This window comes from Paraburkholderia bengalensis (assembly GCF_037126505.1).
Lineage (GTDB): Bacteria > Pseudomonadota > Gammaproteobacteria > Burkholderiales > Burkholderiaceae > Paraburkholderia > Paraburkholderia bengalensis.
The window spans coordinates 14,363-36,304 of the sequence record NZ_JACFYJ010000032.1; the positions used below are offsets into that span (position 1 = coordinate 14,363).

Annotated in this window: 16 protein-coding genes; 11 read left to right on the forward strand and 5 right to left on the reverse strand. The window is 62.5% G+C overall.

Annotated features, from left to right (window positions below; translation table 11 throughout):
* Positions 1 to 14 precede the first annotated feature (14 nt).
* A complete protein-coding gene (locus tag H3V53_RS19725) occupies positions 15 to 953 on the reverse strand; it encodes a UDP-2,3-diacylglucosamine diphosphatase (RefSeq protein WP_336599437.1) in 939 nt (312 codons plus the stop codon).
* A gap of 1,013 nt (positions 954 to 1,966) precedes the next feature.
* Between H3V53_RS19725 and H3V53_RS19730 the strand changes: the two genes are divergently transcribed.
* The 6 genes from H3V53_RS19730 (at position 1,967) to H3V53_RS19755 (ending at position 13,522) form a co-directional block, all read left to right on the forward strand.
* Positions 1,967 to 2,137 (forward strand): hypothetical protein, encoded by a 171-nt coding sequence (locus H3V53_RS19730; RefSeq protein ID WP_336599398.1) that lies wholly within the window; start codon positions 1,967 to 1,969, stop codon positions 2,135 to 2,137.
* A 286-nt stretch (positions 2,138 to 2,423) separates the two neighbouring features.
* Complete coding sequence (locus H3V53_RS19735; protein WP_336599399.1) at positions 2,424 to 10,940, forward strand: two-partner secretion domain-containing protein; 8,517 nt, start codon at positions 2,424 to 2,426, stop codon at positions 10,938 to 10,940.
* A complete protein-coding gene (locus H3V53_RS19740; protein ID WP_336599400.1) occupies positions 10,937 to 11,209 on the forward strand; it encodes a hypothetical protein in 273 nt (90 codons plus the stop codon). Before H3V53_RS19735 ends, H3V53_RS19740 begins: the two co-directional genes overlap by 4 nt.
* On the forward strand, positions 11,206 to 11,490 hold the full coding sequence (locus tag H3V53_RS19745) for a hypothetical protein (protein WP_336599401.1): 285 nt from the start codon (positions 11,206 to 11,208) through the stop codon (positions 11,488 to 11,490). Before H3V53_RS19740 ends, H3V53_RS19745 begins: the two co-directional genes overlap by 4 nt.
* A gap of 17 nt (positions 11,491 to 11,507) precedes the next feature.
* On the forward strand, positions 11,508 to 13,289 hold the full coding sequence (locus H3V53_RS19750) for a ShlB/FhaC/HecB family hemolysin secretion/activation protein (RefSeq protein WP_336599402.1): 1,782 nt from the start codon (positions 11,508 to 11,510) through the stop codon (positions 13,287 to 13,289).
* Positions 13,290 to 13,357: 68 nt separating this feature from the next.
* Positions 13,358 to 13,522, forward strand: a complete 165-nt coding sequence (locus H3V53_RS19755; protein WP_336599403.1) for a hypothetical protein — start codon at positions 13,358 to 13,360, stop codon at positions 13,520 to 13,522.
* A gap of 224 nt (positions 13,523 to 13,746) precedes the next feature.
* Here the strand turns inward: H3V53_RS19755 and H3V53_RS19760 are convergent, their stop codons facing one another.
* From H3V53_RS19760 to H3V53_RS19775, 4 genes are read right to left on the reverse strand one after another with little or no spacing between them, the layout of a single operon-like run.
* A complete protein-coding gene (locus tag H3V53_RS19760; protein WP_419539521.1) occupies positions 13,747 to 14,286 on the reverse strand; it encodes an RDD family protein in 540 nt (179 codons plus the stop codon).
* Positions 14,287 to 14,338: 52 nt separating this feature from the next.
* Complete coding sequence (locus H3V53_RS19765) at positions 14,339 to 15,109, reverse strand: DUF3106 domain-containing protein (protein ID WP_336599404.1); 771 nt, start codon at positions 15,107 to 15,109, stop codon at positions 14,339 to 14,341.
* A gap of 17 nt (positions 15,110 to 15,126) precedes the next feature.
* Positions 15,127 to 15,555 carry a DUF3619 family protein gene (locus tag H3V53_RS19770; protein ID WP_054919841.1) on the reverse strand — a complete coding sequence of 143 codons (429 nt, stop codon included), beginning with the start codon at positions 15,553 to 15,555 and terminating at the stop codon, positions 15,127 to 15,129.
* A complete protein-coding gene (locus H3V53_RS19775) occupies positions 15,552 to 16,115 on the reverse strand; it encodes an RNA polymerase sigma factor (protein WP_054919843.1) in 564 nt (187 codons plus the stop codon). Before H3V53_RS19775 ends, H3V53_RS19770 begins: the two co-directional genes overlap by 4 nt.
* A 387-nt stretch (positions 16,116 to 16,502) precedes the next feature.
* Here H3V53_RS19775 and H3V53_RS19780 point away from each other — a divergent pair, with 387 nt between their 5' ends.
* From H3V53_RS19780 to pssA, 5 genes are all read left to right on the forward strand, one after another.
* Positions 16,503 to 18,266 carry an acetolactate synthase 3 catalytic subunit gene (locus H3V53_RS19780; protein WP_336599405.1) on the forward strand — a complete coding sequence of 588 codons (1,764 nt, stop codon included), beginning with the start codon at positions 16,503 to 16,505 and terminating at the stop codon, positions 18,264 to 18,266.
* A 111-nt stretch (positions 18,267 to 18,377) separates the two neighbouring features.
* On the forward strand, positions 18,378 to 18,869 hold the full coding sequence (ilvN, locus tag H3V53_RS19785; protein WP_007588180.1) for an acetolactate synthase small subunit: 492 nt from the start codon (positions 18,378 to 18,380) through the stop codon (positions 18,867 to 18,869).
* 27 nt (positions 18,870 to 18,896) lie between these two features.
* The gene (ilvC, locus tag H3V53_RS19790; protein WP_336599406.1) at positions 18,897 to 19,982 is read left to right on the forward strand and encodes a ketol-acid reductoisomerase; all 1,086 of its coding nucleotides are present in this window, start codon (positions 18,897 to 18,899) and stop codon (positions 19,980 to 19,982) included.
* Between the two features lie 123 nt (positions 19,983 to 20,105).
* The gene (locus H3V53_RS19795; protein ID WP_054919847.1) at positions 20,106 to 20,744 is read left to right on the forward strand and encodes a phosphatidylserine decarboxylase; all 639 of its coding nucleotides are present in this window, start codon (positions 20,106 to 20,108) and stop codon (positions 20,742 to 20,744) included.
* 20 nt (positions 20,745 to 20,764) lie between these two features.
* Complete coding sequence (gene pssA / locus H3V53_RS19800; RefSeq protein ID WP_336599407.1) at positions 20,765 to 21,637, forward strand: CDP-diacylglycerol--serine O-phosphatidyltransferase; 873 nt, start codon at positions 20,765 to 20,767, stop codon at positions 21,635 to 21,637.
* Positions 21,638 to 21,942: the final 305 nt, after the last annotated feature.

The following is a 21,942-nucleotide window of genomic DNA, read 5'->3' on the forward strand; positions in this document are numbered from 1 at the left end:
TGGTGTGTGTGCGTTCAGGCCGTCGCCCGGGCCTTTTGTGCGTTCGCCTGCGGCGAGCGCATCACGGTCCAGTAGACGACCTTCAGTTCGCCTTCATACGTCTCGACGAGTGCCGACAGACTCTCGACCCAGTCGCCGTCGTTGCAATAGAGCACGCCGTCGATCTCGCGGATTTCGGCTTTATGGATGTGCCCGCACACGACGCCGTCGCAGCCGCGGCGGCGCGCTTCGTCCGTCATTACGGTCTCGAACGCGGAGATGAAGTTGACGGCGTTCTTCACCTGATGCTTCAGGTACTGCGACAGCGACCAGTACTGAAAGCCGAGCTTGCTGCGGATGCGGTTGAACCAGCGGTTGAGCACGAGAATCATCGTGTACAGCGTGTCGCCGAGATAGGCGAGCCACTTTGCGTGCTGGATCACGCCGTCGAACAGGTCGCCGTGCACGATCCACAGGCGCTTGCCCAAGAGCGTCGTGTGGAACGCTTCGCCGCGCACGTGGATGTCGCCGAACGCGAGATCGCAGAACTGGCGCGCGCCCTCGTCGTGATTTCCGGGGATGTAGACGACCTGGGTGCCCTTGCGCGCCTTGCGCAGGATCTTCTGCACGACGTCGTTGTGCCCCTGCGGCCAGTACCAGCCTTTCTTCAGCTGCCAGCCGTCGATGATGTCGCCGACGAGGTACAGGTATTCCGACTCGTTATGGCGCAGGAAGTCGAGCAGGTAGTTCGCCTGGCAGCCACCCGAGCCGAGGTGAATGTCGGAAAGCCAGATCGTGCGGTAACGGTGTGTGTCATCGTGATCGTCGTCGTGATGGCTTTCGGGAGAAGGCGAGACGGGCAGATGCGGGATCGGCGGCAGGCCGGCTGAGGAGGATCGGGGGCCGAAAGCGACGGAATCGACGCTCGGGCTAGTCTGGCGGAAGAGGGAAGTCGCGGACGTGTTGTTGTCCATGGCTCGCGCGTCGAGTTGCAGTACCCGCATTGCGCCATCGCCGCATGACGGAGCCGTGACATTCACAAGAAGTTCTTATTACGAATGCCGAAATTTCTTGTGCTGGTATCCGCGTGGCGCCTTGGCGGCGCGGGCGTTTTTGTTTTGTGCTTGCCGTTTGCGCGGGCATCCGCCATAGCGCCTACGCGGCGCGGGCGGTTTTGTTGTGTGCTTGCGGTTTGCGCGGGCATCCGCGATAGCGCCTCGCGGCGCAGGCGTTGCCGGTGTGTGCATGCCCTTTGCTCGGGCATCCGCGATAGCGCCTCGCGGCGCAGGCGTTGCCCCTGTGCGGGGCGGCACCTACTTTTCTTTGCAGCGGCAAAGAAAAGTAGGCAAAAGAAAGCGGGCTAACACCGCCAATCCTTGACACTTACCCACGGGCCCTCGACGTCCCCGTGTTTCGAACGGCAACGCACTCTTGCAGGTCCGTTGCCCACATGCTGCTGAACGTGTCACCCGCTTCATGCATCCGTACCACGGCGAGCCGTATCGAAGGGGTAATGCCCCCGTGCGGCAAACTCTGTGTAGGGTGTCTCGCCGCAGAGGTCAGTGCCCGAACTGAAAGCCATCGCGCAGCGATGGTGTGCCGTGCGGTGCGATGGCCGACACAGTGTTTGCCGCATGGGGGCGCGGGACACCCGATGTGGCAAGCATCCCGCGGGCGGATGAAGCAGGTGCGGCGCTGGCAGATGCGCGGGCAGCGCACATTGAGCGAAGCGCGAACGAAAGAAGTATGGGGACGTTGAGGGCCCGTGGGTAAGTGTCAAGCGGCTCGGTGTGAGCGGCTTTCTTTTGCCTGGCGGTTTCAAACACCAAGTGCAACAAAGGGAACGGACGTTGCGCGCCATAACCACGGCACCCGCGACGGTCCTGCGCGCGACGGTCCCCCGCGCCGACATGACGCACCACTTACCCGCGAACTTGCGGCCGGGTCGCTCGCGTGGCAGGTCGCACGACTCGAACCAGGCGAAACATTGCTGCGATCAGACGACAGCGAAGCAACCCGTCGCGCCTGTCTGCGCGCGATTGCGGCCGTGACCGGTCGCGAGCCGTTGCGCCGCTACGACATGAGGCTGTGGTTCTCGGTGTTTCACACGGGCATGGGCGAAACGTTCAGGATGCTCCAACTCAAGCGGCAGGAATAATGCTTTTGGGAGCGTTCTGGTGGCGCATCGGGCAACGCGCCACCTAGATTAAAAGCGCTTCTGGCGCAGCTACCTCGGATGCGCACATGAGGTCTGGCTGTTCCCCACAGAAAAACAGGGGAAGTAGCTTTTGCCCGCTCCCACGCGGGCTTTTTTTCGCCCGCAATCAGATAAGACTGATTTCGCTGATCCCGTTGCTTTTGAATCTTCCTTGATATTTGATAACAGTTGTTCATACCTGCTTGCGATAGGTTTACCGGTTCGATAATAAGCAAGACGAACAAAAATGAATCAAAGGGCCTACCGGCTGGTGTTCAGCCGGTTGCGCGGTATGCTCGTGGCCGTCGAGGAAACCGCTGCGTCAACTGGCAAGTCAACGGGCGAGACGCGCGCCAATGGCCGCGCTCCCGTAGCGCGCGAGACCAACCATGCGTTGTGCCGTTTCGTTGTCGCGCCGCTATTGCTCGCGGTCGCGCCGCTGCTTTCGTTCGCGCAAATCGTTCCGGGTGGTGCGCATGCGCCTGGCATCAACACCACGGCGAACGGCATCCCACAGGTCAACATCAACAAGCCTGGCGGTGCGGGCGTGTCGGTGAACACCTACAACCAGTTCGATGTCCAGAAGAACGGCGCGATCCTCAATAACTCGCCGACCATCGTCAACACGCAACTCGCGGGCTATATCAACGGCAATCCAAACTTCGGGCCGAACGATGCCGCGCGTGTGGTCGTCAATCAGGTCAACAGCAGTTCGCCGTCGCAATTGCGCGGTTATGTCGAAGTCGCGGGCCAGGGCGCGCAGGTTGTCATCGCGAATCCGAACGGGATGTATGTCAACGGAGCGGGGTTCATCAATACGTCCAGGGCGACGCTTGCGACAGGCACGCCGAACTATCGCGCGGACGGATCGCTCGCGGGCTTCAACATTCCGGGCGGCACGATCACGGTCGACGGCGCGGGGTTGAATGCGTCGAATGTCGATCAGGTTGATCTGCTGGCGCGCGCTGTCCAGGCGAACGCCGCGATCTACGCGAAGAACCTGAACGTCGTGACGGGCACGAACAGCGTGGATTACGATTCGCTCGCTGCCACGCCGATTGCGGGCGACGGCCCTGCGCCCGGTGTCTCCATCGACGTGAGCAACCTGGGCGGCATGTACGCCAACCGCATTTTCCTGGTGGGTACGGAAAACGGCGTCGGTGTCTCGACCAAAGGTGTGCTCGCAGCGCAGGCGGGCGATCTGATCCTGACGACCCAGGGCAAGCTCGTTCTCGCGGGACAGACGAACGCTAGCGGTAACATCGCGGCGAGCGCGCGCGATGGCATCGACAACAGCGGCACGACCTACGCGCAGCAAAGCGTCAGCACGAACACGTCGGGCGCGCTCACCAATAGGGGCACGCTTGCCGCGCAGCAAAACACGGCCGTCACTGCCGCCAGCGTCGCATCGACGGGCACGCTCGGCGCGGGCGTCAACCGCGACGGCACGATTGCGAACTCGGGCGATCTGACCATCACGGCGACGGGCGCAGTCGCAGCGACGGGCCAGAACCAGGGCGGCGAAAATGCGACCATTCAGGGCGCGTCGGTCAATCTCGCGGGCAGCAACACTTCAGCGAATGGCGCGCTGACGCTCATCGCGTCCAATGGTGATCTCAATCTTGCGGGCGCGACGACCACGGCGGGCAGCGCGCTTAACGCCAGTTCGGCGGGCACGCTGACCAACGACAGCGGCAAGCTGACGGGCGCGAGCGTTCAGGCGTCGGCGGCGAACGTCTCGAATGCGGGCGGACAGATCGTGTCCGGCTCGACGCTCGGCCTGACCACGGCGGGCGCGCTCGGCAACCGTCAGGGCGTCATCCAGGCGGCGGGCGGTGCGACCATCGGCGCGGCGTCGCTCGACAACACAGGCGGACAGATCCTGTCGCTGAACGGCGACGGCCTGAACCTTGGCGTGACGGGCACGCTGCTGAACGGCATCGGTGGCGTGATCGGCGGCAACGGCAACGTCAACGCGAGTGCCTACACGTTCACAAACATGGGGCAGGTCAATGCGCTGCGCAATGCGGTCCTGGCTGCGTGGGGGCTGACCAATAACGGCACGATTGCGACGGGCGGCACGCTGAACGCGACCGCAACGGGCGCGATCAGCAACGCGGACGGCACGCTCTCGGGCGGCACGGGCCTCACCCTCTCTGCACAGGGCGACATCGACAACACGGGCGGGTCGGCGCAGACCTCGGGCGATCTGACCGTGAGCGCGGGCGGCGCGTTGTCGAACGCGCACGGCACATTGTCAGCCAACGGCGCGCACGGCGTAGTCAGCGTCACCGCCGCGAGCCTCGACAACAGCACCGGCAAGCTGACCAATGCGGGCGACGGCGCGACGACTGCGACTGCATCGACGGTGACCAACACGGGCGGCACGCTCGGCGGCAATGGCGATGTGAGCGTGAACGCACAAACGCTTGAGAACGACGCGGGCGCGAATCTCGTCGCGGGCGGCGCGGCGAACCTGAACGTCACGCAGCGCGTCAACAATGCGGGCGGCACGCTATACGGCGGCACGGCGCTGAACCTGAAGCAGGCGAATGCGGCCGTCATCAACGACGGCGGCTCGATCCTCGGCGGACAGGACGTGTCGGTCAATGTCGCGTCGCTCTCGAACGCAGGCGGCGCGATTCGCGCGAACCGGGACGTATCGGCGAGCGGCATCGTGTCGGGCGATGGCGACATGGTCGCGGGATGCAACCTGTCGCTGGCCGTCAACGGTGACTACACGAGCGGCGCCGCGAACAACCTGCACGCTGACGGCGACATGAGCGTGACCGCCACGGGCACGCTGACCAACATCGGCACGCTTGCAGCAGGCGGCGCGCTCACCGCCACGGCCGCGAACGTCGTGAACGCGGCGAACGCCGACATCAACTCGTCGAACACCACCGCCAACGCGACCGGCACGCTGACGAACGCGGGACGCATCGAAGGCGACACGGTCACGACCAGCAGCGCGACGCTCGCCAACACCGGAACCGTGATCGGCAACGACGTCACGGTGAACGCAACGGACGTTCAGAACACGGGGGCCGCCGCCGCCATCGCGGGCGCGAACAGCGTGCATATCTACGCACAGAGCACCGTGACCAACGCGGACGGCGCGCTCATCTACAGCGCGGGCAGTCTGGAGATTGCGAAGGACGGCACGCGCGATGCCTCGGGCATGCTCGCGAACCAGACGGGCACGCTCACGAACAGCGCGGCGACGATCCAGGCGGACGGCGATATCGACATCGCCGCGCACACGGTCAACAACATCAGGACAGGCGTCGTCACGCAGGCGGGCACGCCGCAGGATGCCGGTACGACCACGCTGACGCTCTGGACGGCGGGCTTCGGTGACGACCTGTCGGCAGGCGTGTTCGGCAATTACCACAGCCTGGACTTCCCGCAATGGAACTGGAGCGCGGGCGCAATGGCCGACCAGACCATTTACGCGCTGGCGAAGCCCGTCACGGTCACGATTCCCGCGTCGCAGGTCACGAATCTCGACACGAACGCACAGACGTTCTCACTGACGCAGCCGATTTACGACCGCTACCAGTCCGGCGCGACCGTTGTTGCGCGTGACATCACGAACAATGCAACGCAGTGGTACCACAGTCTGACGAACAACGCGGACGGAACGGTCTCGATCACCTTCTGGCCGGACTTCGATCCGAACAGGAACATCCGCCCCGACCAGGCAGAGGTGCGTTGGGACATCGGCAATCACGACTACGTCGAGAAGTCGCGTTCGACGCAGACCACCACGACGACCGACCAGCTTGTCAACGCGGGCAACGTCGCGACGATCCAGGCAGAAGGCTCGATCCGCATCAACGCAGACGGTGGCAGCATCAACAACCAGTCGTCGACGATGGCGGCAGGCGGCGACCTCGTTCGCCGTGCGGACGGCGGCAGCGTCACCGATACGGGCACGGTGCTCCAGCAGGCCGTCGTCACCGATACCACGTCGGTCTTCTACTGGCACCAGAAAACAGGCGGCAGCAGCGACACGACGCAGCCCCGGAGCGATGGAACCTACGACGGCATTTCGCAATACAACACGACCGTCGATGCATTGCCCGCGATCGCGTCGTCGAACGCCAATGTGCAGACCGACGCAACGGCGATCAGCATCACCTCGGTCAACCGCCAGGGGCAGACCGTCGCCGGTTCAGGCGTGAGCGGCGCCGGCGCGGACGGCACGGGCAAACAGACGCTGGGCGGCGCAACGGGCGGCATTCCGAACCTGAAACTCCCCGTAAGCGGCCTGTACATGTACAACACCGCGCCCGGTGCGGCGTACCTCGTCGCGACCGATCCGCGATTCACGCAGTATTCGAATTTCATTTCCAGCGACTACATGCTCAGGCAGCTGGGCTACGACCCGTCGACGGTGGAAAAGCGCCTGGGCGACGGACTGTATGAGGAAACGCTGATCCGCAACCAGGTGACGCAACTGACGGGCCGCACCTTCCGCGCAGGCTTCACTGACAACCTGGACGAATACGCGGCGCTGTTGAACAACGGCGTCACCTATGCAAAGGCGTTCGGGCTGGAGCCTGGCATTGCACTGACGGCTGCGCAGATGGCGCAACTCACGACTGACATGGTCTGGCTCGTCTCGCAGGACGTAACACTGCCGGACGGCTCGCACCAGAGCGTGCTCGTGCCCCAGGTGTATCTCGCGCAGTCGGGCACGGTTGACCTCGCGAGTAGCGGCGCGCTCGTCGCGGGTAACAACGTCAACCTGAACGCGAGCGGCGACGTGAACAACAGCGGTCATGTCGCGAGCAATCTCGCAACGACCGTGATCGGCAACAACATCACGAACAGCGGCATCATCGGCAGCAAGGGCATGACGGCTATCGTTGCGGCTCAGGACGTGCGCAATACCAGTGGCCTCATCAACGGCAACGATGTTGTCGTGCAGGCGGGCCGCGATGTCATCAACGAGACGCAGACGTATGGTGTCTCGAAGTCCTTCACGGATCGCAATTACGCGGGAAGCATCACGGGTACGGGCGACGATGCTGTCGGCACGATTTCCGCGACGAACAGTGCGACGGTCATTGCGGGGCGCGACGTGAATCTCAACGGTGCACAGGTGCAGGCTGGCGGCGACGCGGCCATCGCAGCGGGCCGCGATCTGAATGTCGGGACGGTCGCAGTGACGACAACAAAGGATTCGAGCGGTTACGCGGGCGCGGACTTCCGTCACGACAGTCAGACGCAGAATGTCGGGAGCGCCATCGTCGCGGGCGGTAGCGTCACAACGGGATCGGGCCGCGACACGACGCTGACGGATGCCACGGTTCGCGCGGGCAGCGACGCGTCGATGATCGCGGGTGGCAACCTGACAGTCACGGCGGCAAAGGACGTCCATACCCGTAACGAACAGTCGATGAGCAACAGCAAGAGCCAACTGACGAACTCGTCCTATGACGAGCAGGTACGGGGTTCGAACGTTAGCGCAGGCGGCAACGTGACGCTTGCGGCCGGTCAGGGCGGCAGCGGCAATCTGTCCGTGCTCGGCTCGACCGTTTCCACCGACGCGAGCGGTGGCGGCGTCAAACTCGTATCGACAGGCGACGTGACGATTGGCAGCGTCAGCGAGACGCATGACTCGCAAAGCTGGTCGCATAACGAGAGTTCGGGTTTCCTGTCGAAAGAGAAGACCACGGACACGACCCGTTCGCATCAGGTGATCGCAAGCGGTTCGACGGTGTCGGGCGACACGGTCACAGGCGCGGCCGGTCATGACATGACGATTACCGGGTCAACGGTCGCTGCGACGAACGACGTGAACCTGTCGGCGGCGAACAACCTGACCGTCAATACATCGCAGGATACGAGCGATTCCGGGCACTTCCATCAGGTCACGAAATCGGGTCTTGGCAGTTCGGGGGGAATCGGCATTTCATACGGCACGGTCGACACGAAGGACACGACGAATGACCGTTCAGTGACGAATAACGCGAGCATGATCGGCAGCACGAGCGGCAACGTGAACCTGACGGCGGGCGCCGATCTGCATGTCACGGGCAGCGACCTGATCGCGGCAAAGAACCTGACGGGCACGGGCGCGAACGTCACCATCGACTCGGCCACGAACACAGCCCACCACGACGAGACACAGGAAGTCAGCAAGAGCGGCTTCACGCTGGCGATCAAGGCGCCCGTCATCGACGCGATCAGCAATACCATCGACCAGGCGCGCGCGGCGAGCAAGAGCCAGGACGATCGCGCCGCAGCGCTGCACGGCATGGCGGCGGCAAGCGGCGCGCTCGACTCCATCGGCGCGGCGGGCGCGGCAATGGGCCAACTTGCCAATAGTCAGACACCGTCAGCCAAGATCCAGCTCAGCTACGGCAGCAGTCACAGCAAGACTACGTTCAGCGAGGACAGCACGACGAGCCCGGGTTCGAGCGTGACGACGGGTGGCACGGCGGCGTTCGTCGCGACGGGGAGCGGCACGGCCGGAAGCGGCAACGTCACGATTGCAGGTTCTGACGTGAATGCGAACGACGTGATTCTCGCCGCGAAGAACCAGGTCAATCTCGTCAATTCAACCGATACGGATTCGACCCGCAGCACAAACCAGTCGAGCAGCGCGAGCGTCGGCGTGTCGTATGGCACGCAGGGGTTCGGCGTCGACGCTTCGGCGTCGAAGGCCAAGGGCAACGCGAACAGCGACGCGACGATGCAGAACAATACGCACGTCACGGCCGTGAATACCGCGACGATCATCTCGGGCGGCGATACCAACATCATCGGCGCGAATGTGAACGGGGCTCAGGTGAATGCCGATATCGGCGGCAACCTGAACATCGCGAGCGTGCAGGACACGCTGACGAGCAGCGCCCATCAGGAAAGCATGGGCGGCGGCTTCAGCATCAGTCAGGGCGGTGGCAGCGCGAGCTTCAGCCATACGAACGCGAACGCAAACGGCAGTTATGCGGGCGTCAACGAACAGGCTGGCATTCACGCGGGCGACGGCGGATTCAACATCAACGTCAAGGGCAATACGGACCTGAAAGGCGCGATCATCGCGAGCGATGCGGACGCGTCGAAGAACAACCTGTCGACGGGCACGCTGACCTACTCCGACATACAGAACCAGTCCAGCTACAACGCGCATTCGGGCGGGTTCAGCGGAGGCGTCACGACGGGCGACGGTGGTTCCAACTACTCGACGCACGGCCCCGCTTCCGGAAAGAACGCGGGCGCCGGCGCACCGATGTTGAGCCAGAACGACAGCGGCAGCGATAGTGCGATTACGCGCAGCGGCATCAGCGCGGGCACGATCAACGTGACGGACAACGCGCATCAGACGCAGGATGTCGCGGGCCTGAATCGCGATACGTCGAATACGAACGGGACCGTCGCGAAACTGCCTGACGTGAATAACCTGCTGGACAAGCAGGCCGACATGATGGCGGCGGCGGGCGCGGCGGGTGAAGCCGTTTCGCGGCGCGTGGGTGATTACGCAGACTCGAAACTCAAGGAAGCACAGGCAGCGGGTGATCAGGCTGGCATCGATGCATGGAAGGAAGGCGGCACGGCGCGCGCGGAAATGCAGGCGGCGGGCGCGGCAATCGTGACGGGACTCGCGGGAGGCAATGCGCTCGGCGGCGCGGCCGGTGCGGGCATTGCGTCGATTGCTGCGGGCAAGCTGAATGAATTGAGTGGCGCGATTGCTGGATCGAATCCGACCGGCAATGCGGATATGAATCAGGCACTAGGCAACATCGTGGCGAACGCGATTGCTACTGGAGCGGGCGCGGCGGTCGGAGGCAATGCGGGCGCGTTCTCTGGGTATGACGTTGACCGCTACAACCGGCAGTTGCATCCGACTGAGCAAAAGTGGATCAAGGACAACGCAGCCGCCTACGCAAAGCAGCAAGGTATTAGTGTTGACCAGGCAACCAGCGACTTGACCGCGCAGGCAAACCGCCAGGTGCAAAACGGATCGCCCGGTGCATGGAACGCAAGCGCGAGCGCGTTTCTGGACCAAGCGCATGGCATGTTGCCCGCAGACGGCAATAGTGGTCCAGGTTATATGTTCTACGCGACGCCTGACCAGAAAGCGAATGCTGGCATGTATGCCGCGTATTACCCCAACGGAGTCGGTCCGAACCGGCCTTCTAGGCAGCAGGTTCAGGACAGTGTCAATCGGGAGCAAGCGAACCGGAACCTTATGGGCGGTGGTGTAATTGCGGCCGCTACTGCGGGAGTAGCAATTCCAGGCGCACCGATTGCAGCCGGAATCGGGACTGCCGCTGCCGCCGCGATCGGAGGAACGGTGAGTGGTGGCATGGACGTTGCCGCACAGTATTCTCAATCTGGCTCGATACGGGCTGCTCAGTCTGCATTTGCCGCCACGGTCGGTGCGATCACCGGGCCAATTGGTGCGAACGTTGGATTCATCGAGAATGTGCTTTTGGGTGGTGCTGGCGCAGCTACTACGACAACATTTAACAACATCTATTACGGTGAGAACAGCAGCACAATCCTGGCGTTTGCGGCTGGCGCGGGCTTCGCGGGCATCGCATTTCCTGTTGGACTTGGGATCAGCAAGGTGGCCGGTATCTCACTGCCGTCGATCGTATTTCCGAACAACATGAATCCTAGTATTCCCGCGATCCTTCAAGGAGGCAGGAGCACGCTTCCTGCCAACATCGGTACTGCCGCAGGCGCATTTACGGGTGGGATTAGCTCATTCGTGCCTAGCCAAGACGCAAGCAAACTCAAAAAATGAACAACACTATTGATCGGTGGCTCACTTCGGATGGCTGGATAGGCATCGTGTCGAGGGTGGTATGTGAACTGATATTTTTTGCTCTCGTTTTTAACGCCGTCTTCCTGGCAAATTGGGCGGAGCAGTGGACGTCGGGTCGCACTATTGTAATTACCGAGAGCAAGGAATTACTGGTTCGCCAAGCAGCTATCGTGATGATCTGCGTAGGTCTTTTCGTTGAAGTCGTCAACGTTGTGCGGTTGCTGATACGGAAGCGGCGCAATCAATGACTAGCTACAAAGTTGATCGACTAGTCCTTGACGGCGGCTGGCAAGGAACTCTTACACGGGTGGTTGGCATCACGCTCGTTTATCTTGGCATGAAATTCCTTCCCGACATCGTCGCCTGGCTTTCAGTTCATACAAGCCTGAGTCCGATGTCGATGCAGCAAACCGAGCGTCACAGGGCGATTCTGATCGTTTTTCAGATCGTGTTCGCCTTCGTGCTCGCTTTTGAGGCGATCAGGTCTTTGTATGTTCTCTTCCTGAAACGCAAAGGCGCGACGAAGTAATCAGGGAAAAACAACGCATGAAAATCAGCAAGAGGCTGGCGGCTTTGCCGCTCACAGCCCTGGTCACACTCGCGTCCGCACAACGCGCGCCGTCACTGGCAGACGCGGCAGCCGCCGCACGCGCGAACGCAGAACAGAACCAGCAGTTACAGCAACAGCGCGACGCGCAGCAGCGCGAGCAGACCGTCAACGCACCTTCCGTGCGCTCGACCGTGCCGAAGGCCGGGGCATATCCTGACCTTCCTCACGAATCGCCGTGCTTCCGCATCGACACATTCGCGCTCGACGTACCGGCGACACTGCCCGACATCGCGCGCAGGAACGGCGCATCAAATCTGCCGCTCGATCCGTTCTGGTTTGCGCGCGAATGGCTCGATCACTACCGGGGCGAGTGCATGGGCAAAGCCGGACTCGACATACTCATGAAAGGCTTGCAGCAGACCATACTGTCGCGCGGCTATGTGACGACGCGCGTGCTGTTGCCTGAACAGGACTTGTCGGCGGGCACGCTCAAGGTGTCGCTCGTGCCGGGTCTCGTGCGTCATGTGCGCTTTACCGATCCCGACACGCGCGGCACATGGAAGTCAGCGTTTCCTGCGCGCGATGGTGACGTGCTGAACCTGCGCGACCTCGAACAGGGTCTGGAGCAGATGAAACGCGTCGCATCACAGGACGTCGACATGAAGATCGAGCCTGCCGAAGCACCTGGCGAGAGCGATGTCGTGCTGAATGTGAAGCGTTCGAAGCCCTGGAGTTTCGTTGCGTCCGTCGACAACTCGGGCACGAAGGCAACAGGCAAGTGGCAAGGCAACGTGAGCCTTGGCGTCGACAATCCGCTCGGGCTGAACGACGTGCTTGCGCTCGGCGCGAATCAGGATCTGTCGTTTGGCAACAAAACGCTTGGTTCGCACGGGTTCAACGGTTCGTACTCCATACCCTTCGGCTACTGGACGGCAACGCTGTCGGGCAATACGAACACCTACTATCAGCCACTTGCAGGCGTGAACCAGACGTTTGTGTCGAGCGGCAACGCACAGACGACCGCGTTCCGACTGTCGCGTGTGCTCTCGCGCAACCAGGCCGACGTGCTCGGCGCCTATGTGCAGATATCGAAGCGCTTCGGCGAGAGCCTCCTCGAAAGCACGAGCATTCCGATTCAGGACCGCAACAACACGTTCATCGAGACGGGTCTGACCGACCGCCATTACTTCGGCGCGTCGCAGTTCGACGGCACGCTCGCCTACCGTCAGGGCATTCGCGGCCTCGGCGCGACGGGCGATCCCGATCCCGGTCTATACGGCCCGAGCCAGGACGGCAAGCCTCTGCCGACCTATCTCTACAAGATGGTGGTACTCGACGCGAACCTGTCGGTGCCGTTCGCCATTGCGACGCAGAACTTCCGTTACGTGTCGACCGTTCACGCTCAGTTCACGAACGACACGCTGTTCTTCATCGACGACCTGACCATCGGCAGCCGCTACACGGTGCGCGGCTTCGACGGCGAAACGATGCTTGGCGCGGAGAAAGGCTTCTACTGGCGCAATGAATTGCAGTGGCCCATCTTCCAGACGGGACAGACGCTGTATGCAGGAATCGACTACGGGCGTGTATTCGGGCCGGACACGGCGACTTTGCTCGGCACTCAACTCGCGGGCGCCGTCGTTGGCATTCGCGGTGGCATGCCGGGAAAATATGCAGGGTTCATGTATGACCTGTTCGTGGGAATGCCTGTCTACAACCCGGCCGGGTTTCCCACGTCAAGCGTGACGGTCGGCGTGCAAGCGACAGCGCAGTTCTAACCGACGAAAAAGCGGGACGGCATGGAGCCGTCCCGAAATCGACGACCAGACAATATTCCGAGGCATCATTGATCGTCGAGGCGCAAACCGTCGAAAGCTATGTAGGCCATGCAGAATCCGCGCAGTTTTTCGTCGGGAATGTAGCGCGACTTGCCGTTACTCTTGATGGTCAGCAGGTAATCGCGATTGATGGTGACGCGTGCCGTTTTTTTGCCTTCTCTTTGGGTCGTTGATCGACCGTCGCACAGGGGAGCCTAGGACACATAGAGGACACTTTCCGTATGACACGCTAAGCAACTCTATGCAACAGTAGAAATGCCCCGCACAGGGGCAACGCTCGCGCCGCCTAGGCGCCACGCGGATGCCAGCGGAAACCCAAAAAACCAAACCGGCGCCGCCAAACCAAAAACCACATCGCGAATGCCAGAAAAACAGCGTCGCAGACAAACAAAAAAGTTCACCTCTCGACTGCGACGATCTTCGTCCCCCCGAGTCGATCGTGCAGGAACTGTCGCCCGGCCCCAATACGCCCTAGACCAGCATAAAAAACGAACCAGATACCAGCGACAACGAGTGTCTGCGGCACGGTAAGCCGCAGCAAAGGATGCAATGCAAGCGGCGGCAGAAACCACAGCCAGGAAAGCACGTACCGCAACGCGGCGCGCGCCACCGATACCCGCCCGCCATCTCTCGCAGCCACCAGTCGCAGCCGCCAGGTTTTCATCGGCAGGGTTTGGCCGCCGTGCGTCCAGAACCACACGAAATACACGCCGACCACGAGGCCGACCCACGCGGCAAGCCAGTTGTGATGCACGAGCCCGTTGCGCTGCTGCGTGAGCGTGCTGAACAGGTAGCCAGCGAGGAACACGACGCCGAACAGCAGCACGCCTTCGTACATCAGCGTCGCGAGACGCCGGCGCAGGCTGGGCGGGCCGACGCGCGGATGCGCGGATTCGGGGTGGGACGGCTGGGCGGCGGAGTCGACGGAAGTGGACACGGGCTGAGCCTCGGTTGCCGTTGATGAGCCCGCGGCGCGGGCTCGCGGGACATTATGAGCCGTTGAAGATCGACGGTGCTTCGGAAGGCGCAACGGGCGTCGGCGTCGCTGGAACGAAGCTGCCGACAGCGGGAATGGCGGGCGCGCCAGGCGCGGGCGCCGCGACACCGGCCGATGCGCCCGCCGTCGCGGGCGGCACGGGCACGCTTGCAAGCTTGTCCTTGCCGTTCACCAGACGGTTGATGTCCTTGATCTCCGTCTTGCCCGTGGGCGGCGCGCTGACGACGGTCGGCCGGCGCTTGTGCTCGCTCGCGGCGAGTTTCTGCTTCTGTTCTTCGGGCAGCAGCTGGTACGCCTTCCACGCGTTCTGACGCGCCTCGCGCGGCAGTTCCTTCGACACCTGATAGTTTTCACGCGCGACGCGCCGCTGTTCGGGCGTCATGTGGACCCACTCCGTCATGCGCTCGTGCAGCCGCTTTTGCGCCTCGGGCGTCATCTTCGGATAGCGCGCGGCGATCTTGAGCCACTTGCGCTTGCGTTCGTCGCTGAAGCTGTCCCATTGCGACTCGAACGGCGCGAGCGCGACGTGCTCGGCGTTGGTCAGCTTCGACCACGCGAGCGGGCTGGTCGAAATGGGCAGGCCCGGCAGTTCGACGGTCAGCGCCGGCGCGGCCGCCTTCGCGGGCGCGCTACCGCCGCCACCGCCGGCGGGTGCGGAAACGGGAGCGAGCGTCGGATAGAAGCGCGGATAGGTGGCGGCGAATGACACCAACGCTGCGATCACGCATCCGGACACAACGGCAAGGCCGCGCTTGTAACTCACCCGTCGATTCTCCCCGCTCAGTGGTTGCGCGTGAGATACGCGTTGAACCCGTGATCGAGATAGGCATTGAGCGGCAGATCGTCGCTCAGCATGGCGGCATCGATGTCGGCGAGTTCCGCCGTGCGCTGATGGTCTTCCCACCACGCAATGCCGGCCAGGCCGATGACGAGCGCAAGCACGGGCCACGCAAGCGCGAGCTTGCGCAGACGCGGCAGACGGCGCGGGCTGTCCGGCTGCGGCGCGTGCGCGAGCGTGCCCGCGGCGACGAAGACGGGCGTGAAAGCAGGCGCCGTCACGGGTTCAGGCTTCTTGCGGGCGAGCGCGGCACGGCGCGCGGCGGCGAGCCGGTCGGTCGTAGCGGGTGGAATGCGGGCAGCGTTTTCGTCTAGCGCACGGCGAAGCTGCTGCGCAAACTCGAGTTCTTTTGTTTCGAGAGCGGAGCTCATAGCGTGATTCCTTTGGCCTTGAGCGCGTGCGCCAGCGTGTGCGTGGCTCGCGAGCAGTGCGTTTTCACGCTGCCCTCCGAGCAGCCCATCGCGGCGGCAGTCTCAGCGACATCCATATCTTCCCAGTAACGCATCAGAAACGCCTCCCGTTGACGTGCCGGTAATTTTTGGATTTCTTCGTCGATCAGCTGCAGGACCTGTTCGCGCTCGAGCTGCTGCTCGCTGCTTTCCGCGCCCGTCGAGCCAGCCTGGCTTTCAAACGTCTCCAGCGGGTCGAAGTCTTCGTCGTCGGCATTGCCCAGCGACGAAAACAGCGTGACCCAAGTATTGCGCACTTTTTGCCGACGGAAATAGTCGTGCATCGCATTCTGGAGAATACGCTGAAACAAAAGCGGCAGCTCAGCCGCAGGACGGTCGCCGTATTTTTCGGCGAGCTTGATCATCGCGTCCTGCACGATGTCGAGCGACGCATCGTCGTCCCGCACGGCGTAGACCGTCTGCTTGAACGCGCGCCTTTCGACGCCCGCCAGAAAATCGGCGAGTTCCTTGTCTGATGCCATCCGTTGGGGGTCGGCGCAGCGAGTGTGCGCGGAATCGGTCGAAAAATGTCGTAAAACTCGCGGATGCTAACAAACTTTCTCGCCAGCCGGGGAAAAACGCGGCGAGCTTGTGGCTTGCATTTTCCCTTCAGTCGCGGCTCATGCCACGCGCATTGGGCGGTCAGAAGTGGAACATGCGACGGTGGCCGGCGTCGCTCATGGAAATATTTGCTTGACCATCGAGCTTATCGTAGATATCGTCTACGGTTCGCAACATAAGTGACTTGTCTCATTTGAGGTTGGCCCAAGAAGCCTTCCTGTCAAACTGGACGCGCCGCTTGAACCCGAGCCACAAGCCCGGCAGAGAGCACCCGATCAATTTTTTGCCGAAAATTCGAAAGGTGAACGATGAATATGCCCAGCGCGGAATTCTCCACGTCGGATACCACACCCCATCACGCAGCTGACTCTATCGGCGCCACCGTGCTCATGAAGGCACTGGCCGACGAAGACGTCGAGTTCGTCTGGGGCTATCCCGGCGGCTCGGTACTCTACATCTACGACGAGCTGTACAAGCAGGACAAATTCCAGCACATCCTCGTGCGCCACGAGCAGGCCGCGGTTCACGCCGCCGACGCCTACGCGCGCTCGACCGGCAAGGTCGGCGTGTGCCTCGTGACCTCCGGTCCCGGCGTCACCAACGCGGTGACGGGCATCGCGACGGCCTATATGGACTCGATCCCGATGGTCATCATCAGCGGCCAGGTGCCGACTGCCGCGATCGGCCAGGATGCGTTCCAGGAGTGCGACACCGTCGGCATCACGCGTCCCTGCGTGAAGCACAACTTCCTCGTGAAGGACGTGCGCGATCTCGCCGCCACCGTCAAGAAAGCTTTCTATATCGCCCGAACCGGCCGTCCCGGCCCGGTGCTGATCGACATCCCGAAAGACGTGTCGAAGGCGCCGTGCCAGTACGAACCGTTGAAGAGCGTGTCGCTGCGCTCGTACAACCCCGTCACGAAGGGCCATTCGGGCCAGATCCGCAAGGCCGTGGCGCTGCTGCTGTCGGCCAGGCGCCCGTACATTTACACGGGCGGCGGCATCATCCTCGCGGATGCGTCGCGCGAACTGAACCAGTTCGCCGATCTGCTCGGCTATCCCGTCACGAACACACTGATGGGTCTGGGCGGCTACCGCGCGAGCGACAAGAAATTCCTCGGCATGCTCGGCATGCACGGCACGTACGAAGCCAACATGGCGATGCAGCACTGCGACGTGCTGATCGCGATCGGCGCGCGTTTCGACGACCGCGTGATCGGCGACCCGGCGCACTTCTCATCGCGTCCGCGCAAGATCATTCATATCGATATCGACCCGTCGTCGATCTCGAAGCGCGTCAAGGTCGATATCCCGATCGTCGGCGACGTGAAGGAAGTGCTGAAGGAACTGATCGAGCAGCTGCAGACGGCCGAGCATGGCCCGGACACCGCGGCGCTCGCCGACTGGTGGAAGGACATCGAAGGCTGGCGCGCGAAAGACTGCCTGAAGTTCAACCGCGAAAGCGACATCATCAAGCCGCAGTACGTGGTGGAAAAGGCGTGGGAACTGACGGACGGCAATGCGTTCGTGTGTTCCGACGTCGGCCAGCACCAGATGTGGGCCGCGCAGTTCTATCGCTTCAACAAGCCGCGCCGCTGGATCAACTCCGGTGGTCTCGGCACGATGGGCTTCGGCCTGCCGGCGGCGATGGGCGTGAAGATGGCGCACCCGGACGACGACGTGCTCTGTATCACGGGCGAAGGCTCGATCCAGATGTGTATTCAGGAGCTATCCACCTGCAAGCAGTACGACACGCCCGTCAAGATCATTTCGCTCAACAACCGCTATCTGGGCATGGTGCGCCAGTGGCAGCAGATCGAATACAGCAAGCGCTATTCGCATTCGTACATGGATGCGCTGCCCGACTTCGTGAAGCTCGCCGAAGCGTACGGCCACGTCGGCATGCGGATCGAAAAGACCGCTGACGTGGAGCCGGCGCTGAAAGAAGCACTGCGCCTGAAAGATCGCACGGTGTTTCTCGACTTCCAGACCGATCCGACCGAAAACGTCTGGCCGATGGTTCAGGCCGGCAAGGGCATCACGGAGATGCTCCTCGGGTCGGAAGATCTATAACGAGCGCCTTCTCGCGCCGGCTGCGTCATGCACGTCTTCACAAAAGGCGAGCGCGGACGCAGCGGGGCGGATCGCACGCATCGCATACATCGACATCTGGAAGAAGCGAACATGAGACACATCATTTCCGTTTTGCTGGAAAACGAACCGGGCGCGCTGTCGCGCGTGGTCGGCCTCTTTTCCGCACGCGGCTACAACATCGAAACCTTGACGGTGGCGCCGACCGAAGACCGTTCGCTGTCGCGCATGACCATCGTTTCCATTGGCTCGGACGACGTGATCGAACAGATCACGAAGCATCTGAACCGCCTGATCGAGGTGGTGAAAGTGGTCGACCTGACCGAGGGCGCCCACATCGAGCGCGAGCTGATGCTGATCAAGGTGAGGGCGGTCGGCAAGGAACGTGAGGAGATGAAGCGGATGTCGGATATTTTCCGCGGCCGCATCATCGACGTCACCGAAAAGACCTACACGATCGAACTGACGGGCGCGAGCGAGAAGCTCGACGCCTTCATCGAAGGGCTCGACGCCACCGCGATTCTCGAAACGGTCCGCACGGGCGGTTCGGGCATCGGGCGCGGCGAGCGTATCCTGAAGGTTTGATGACGCCGGTTCGATCCATGCCGGGCGTTGCATCAGGCGCCCGGCCGCAAGCTACAACACACGCAGCATTTCTCTGAATATCGCCAAGGAACAGACATGAAAGTTTTCTACGACAAGGACGCCGACCTCTCCCTCATCAAAGGCAAGCAGGTCACCATCATCGGTTATGGCTCGCAAGGCCATGCGCACGCGCTGAACCTGAAGGAAAGCGGCGTGAACGTCACGGTCGGTCTGCGCAAGGGCGGCGCATCGTGGAGCAAGGCTGAGAACGCAGGTCTGACGGTGAAGGAAGTGGCGGAAGCCGTGAAGGGCGCAGACGTGGTGATGATGCTGCTGCCCGACGAGCAGATCGCCGAGGTCTACGCGAAGGAAGTGCACGCCAACGCCAAGCAGGGCGCGGCGCTCGCATTCGCGCACGGCTTCAACGTGCACTACGGCCAGGTGATCCCGCGCGCGGATCTGGACGTCATCATGATCGCGCCGAAGGCGCCGGGCCACACGGTGCGCGGCACGTACTCGCAGGGCGGCGGTGTGCCGCACCTGATCGCGGTTGCGCAGGACAAGTCGGGCGCAGCGCGCGACATCGCGCTGTCGTACGCAGCGGCCAACGGCGGCGGCCGTGCCGGCATCATCGAAACGAACTTCCGCGAAGAAACGGAAACCGACCTGTTCGGTGAACAGGCTGTTCTGTGCGGCGGTACCGTCGACCTGATCAAGGCCGGTTTCGAAACGCTGGTCGAGGCAGGCTACGCGCCGGAAATGGCGTACTTCGAATGCCTGCACGAACTGAAGCTGATCGTCGACCTGATCTACGAAGGCGGCATCGCGAACATGAACTACTCGATCTCGAACAACGCCGAGTACGGCGAGTACGTGACGGGCCCGCGCATCATCACGGCTGAAACGAAGAAGGTGATGAAAGAAGTCCTGAAGGACATCCAGACGGGCGAGTACGCGAAGAGCTTCATCATCGAAAACCGCGCCGGCGCTCCGACGCTGCAATCGCGCCGCCGTATCACGGCTGAGCACCAGATCGAGCAGGTCGGCTCGAAGCTGCGCGCGATGATGCCTTGGATCGCGAAGAACAAGCTGGTCGATCAGTCGAAGAACTAATCTGCCTGTTTCTCGCACTCCGGCGCACGAAATGCGCCGGAAGCATCAAAAAGCCGTCCAGGTGTGCTGAACCCTGGACGGCTTTTGCTATCCTACGGTTTTTAAAAGACTGAACCCAACTTTATGAATTACCCCCATCCGATCATCGCGCGCGAAGGCTGGCCGTTCATCGCGATCGCAGCCGTCGTTGCGCTGTTGATCCACGTCATTGCAGGGTTCGGCATTGCCTGGATTTTCTGGCTGTTGCTCATCTTCGTCGTGCAGTTCTTCCGCGACCCCGCGCGTCCCATTCCGGCGCAGGCCAACGCCGTGCTGTGCCCCGCCGACGGCCGCATCGTCGCCGTCGAAACCGCGCACGATCCGTATGCGAACCGCGAAGCGCTGAAGATCAGCGTGTTCATGAACGTGTTCAACGTGCATTCGCAGCGCTCGCCGGTGGATGGCGCGATTTCGAAGGTCGAATATTTTCCGGGCGCGTATCTGAACGCGGCTGTCGATAAAGCGTCGACGGAGAACGAGCGTAACGCGATCGTCATCGAAACGGCGAGCGGCGCGACGGTGACGTCGGTGCAGATTGCCGGGCTGATCGCGCGGCGCATTTTGTGCTACGTCCGCGCAGGCGAGCCGCTCACGCGCGGCCAGCGCTATGGCTTCATCCGCTTCGGTTCGCGCGTCGACGTGTATCTGCCCGTGGGCAGCCGGCCGCGCGTGTCGATCGGCGAGAAGGTGTCGGCGTCGTCCACGATTCTGGCCGAACTGTAAAGCGGCACAGGGAGGGTTCGATGGCCGCATTCAAACCGCGTCGTCCTCGCAGCAGCGGTGCGCCGCAGCCGCGCCCGTTTCGGCGCAACAAGCCGCCCGTGGTCGCGGAATCCGTGATCGACAGCCGGCGCGCCGCGCGCCAGCAGTTTTTGCGCAAGCGCGGCATCTATCTGCTGCCCAATGCGTTCACGACGGCTGCCCTCTTTTGCGGCTTCTTCGCCGTCGTGCAGGCGATGAACGTGCGCTTCGAGGTCGCCGCGATCGCCATTTTTGTCGCGATGGTGCTCGACGGCATGGACGGCCGCGTCGCGCGCATGACGCATACCCAGAGCGCATTCGGCGAGCAGTTCGACAGTTTGTCTGACATGGTGTCGTTCGGCGTCGCGCCTGCGCTCGTGATGTACGAATGGATTCTGAAGGATCTGGGCCGGTGGGGCTGGCTGGCGGCATTCGTCTATTGCTCGGGCGCGGCGCTGCGCCTCGCGCGCTTCAACACGAACATCGGCGTGGTCGACAAGCGCTTCTTCCAGGGCATGCCGAGCCCGGCCGCGGCGGCGCTGATCGCGGGCTTCGTCTGGCTCGCAACGGATAACCGCGTGCCGCTGAAGCTCGTCTGGCTGCCGTGGGTCGCGTTCGCGCTGACCATCTATGCGGGCGTGACAATGGTGTCGAATGCGCCGTTCTACAGCGGCAAGGCGCTCGACGTGCGGCATCGCGTGCCGTTCGCGGCAATCCTGCTGGTGGTCGTCGCGTTCGTGCTGGTGTCGTCGGACCCGCCGCTGATGCTGTTCGGCCTGTTCGTGCTGTACGGTCTGTCGGGCTATGTGTTCTGGGCGTATCGCGTGGTACGCGGCATGGGCAATCCGGCGCGCTCGTCGCAGCGGCCAGGTTGACGCGCCGGCTTGACGGCGTCGAGTGAAAACGGCAGCTTGTAAAGCTGCCGTTTTCTTGCTGCACCGGGCGGGGCGCTGTCTCGGCAAAATACTATCGCCGTCCTGGTTAGCGTCAATTGCGTGTTTTCGGGATTGCCGCTATAGTCGCTGGCATGGCACTTTCCAAGTTCCCCTTCCTGTCTCTTCAAGCCGGCGTGCTACTAAGCTCGCTAGCGCTAGCGCGCCTGCCGCGCTGATCGTTTTCGCCCTCCGTCTGCCTCGTTCGTTGTCTAGCGTCGCCAGCGGTCGCGGCGCAAACACTCGAA

What these genes read in the sequence shown, in the direction of transcription:
- H3V53_RS19770 (WP_054919841.1), bottom strand. Translation starts at nt 15,555, where the DNA reads ATGAGCTCCGCTCTCGAAACAAAAGAACTCGAGTTTGCGCAGCAGCTT.
- H3V53_RS19725 (WP_336599437.1), bottom strand. Translation starts at nt 953, where the DNA reads ATGGACAACAACACGTCCGCGACTTCCCTCTTCCGCCAGACTAGCCCG.
- H3V53_RS19740 (WP_336599400.1), top strand. Translation starts at nt 10,937, where the DNA reads ATGAACAACACTATTGATCGGTGGCTCACTTCGGATGGCTGGATAGGC.
- H3V53_RS19775 (WP_054919843.1), bottom strand. Translation starts at nt 16,115, where the DNA reads ATGGCATCAGACAAGGAACTCGCCGATTTTCTGGCGGGCGTCGAAAGG.
- ilvN (WP_007588180.1), top strand. Translation starts at nt 18,378, where the DNA reads ATGAGACACATCATTTCCGTTTTGCTGGAAAACGAACCGGGCGCGCTG.
- H3V53_RS19745 (WP_336599401.1), top strand. Translation starts at nt 11,206, where the DNA reads ATGACTAGCTACAAAGTTGATCGACTAGTCCTTGACGGCGGCTGGCAA.
- H3V53_RS19780 (WP_336599405.1), top strand. Translation starts at nt 16,503, where the DNA reads ATGAATATGCCCAGCGCGGAATTCTCCACGTCGGATACCACACCCCAT.
- H3V53_RS19735 (WP_336599399.1), top strand. Translation starts at nt 2,424, where the DNA reads ATGAATCAAAGGGCCTACCGGCTGGTGTTCAGCCGGTTGCGCGGTATG.
- H3V53_RS19750 (WP_336599402.1), top strand. Translation starts at nt 11,508, where the DNA reads ATGAAAATCAGCAAGAGGCTGGCGGCTTTGCCGCTCACAGCCCTGGTC.
- H3V53_RS19795 (WP_054919847.1), top strand. Translation starts at nt 20,106, where the DNA reads ATGAATTACCCCCATCCGATCATCGCGCGCGAAGGCTGGCCGTTCATC.
- pssA (WP_336599407.1), top strand. Translation starts at nt 20,765, where the DNA reads ATGGCCGCATTCAAACCGCGTCGTCCTCGCAGCAGCGGTGCGCCGCAG.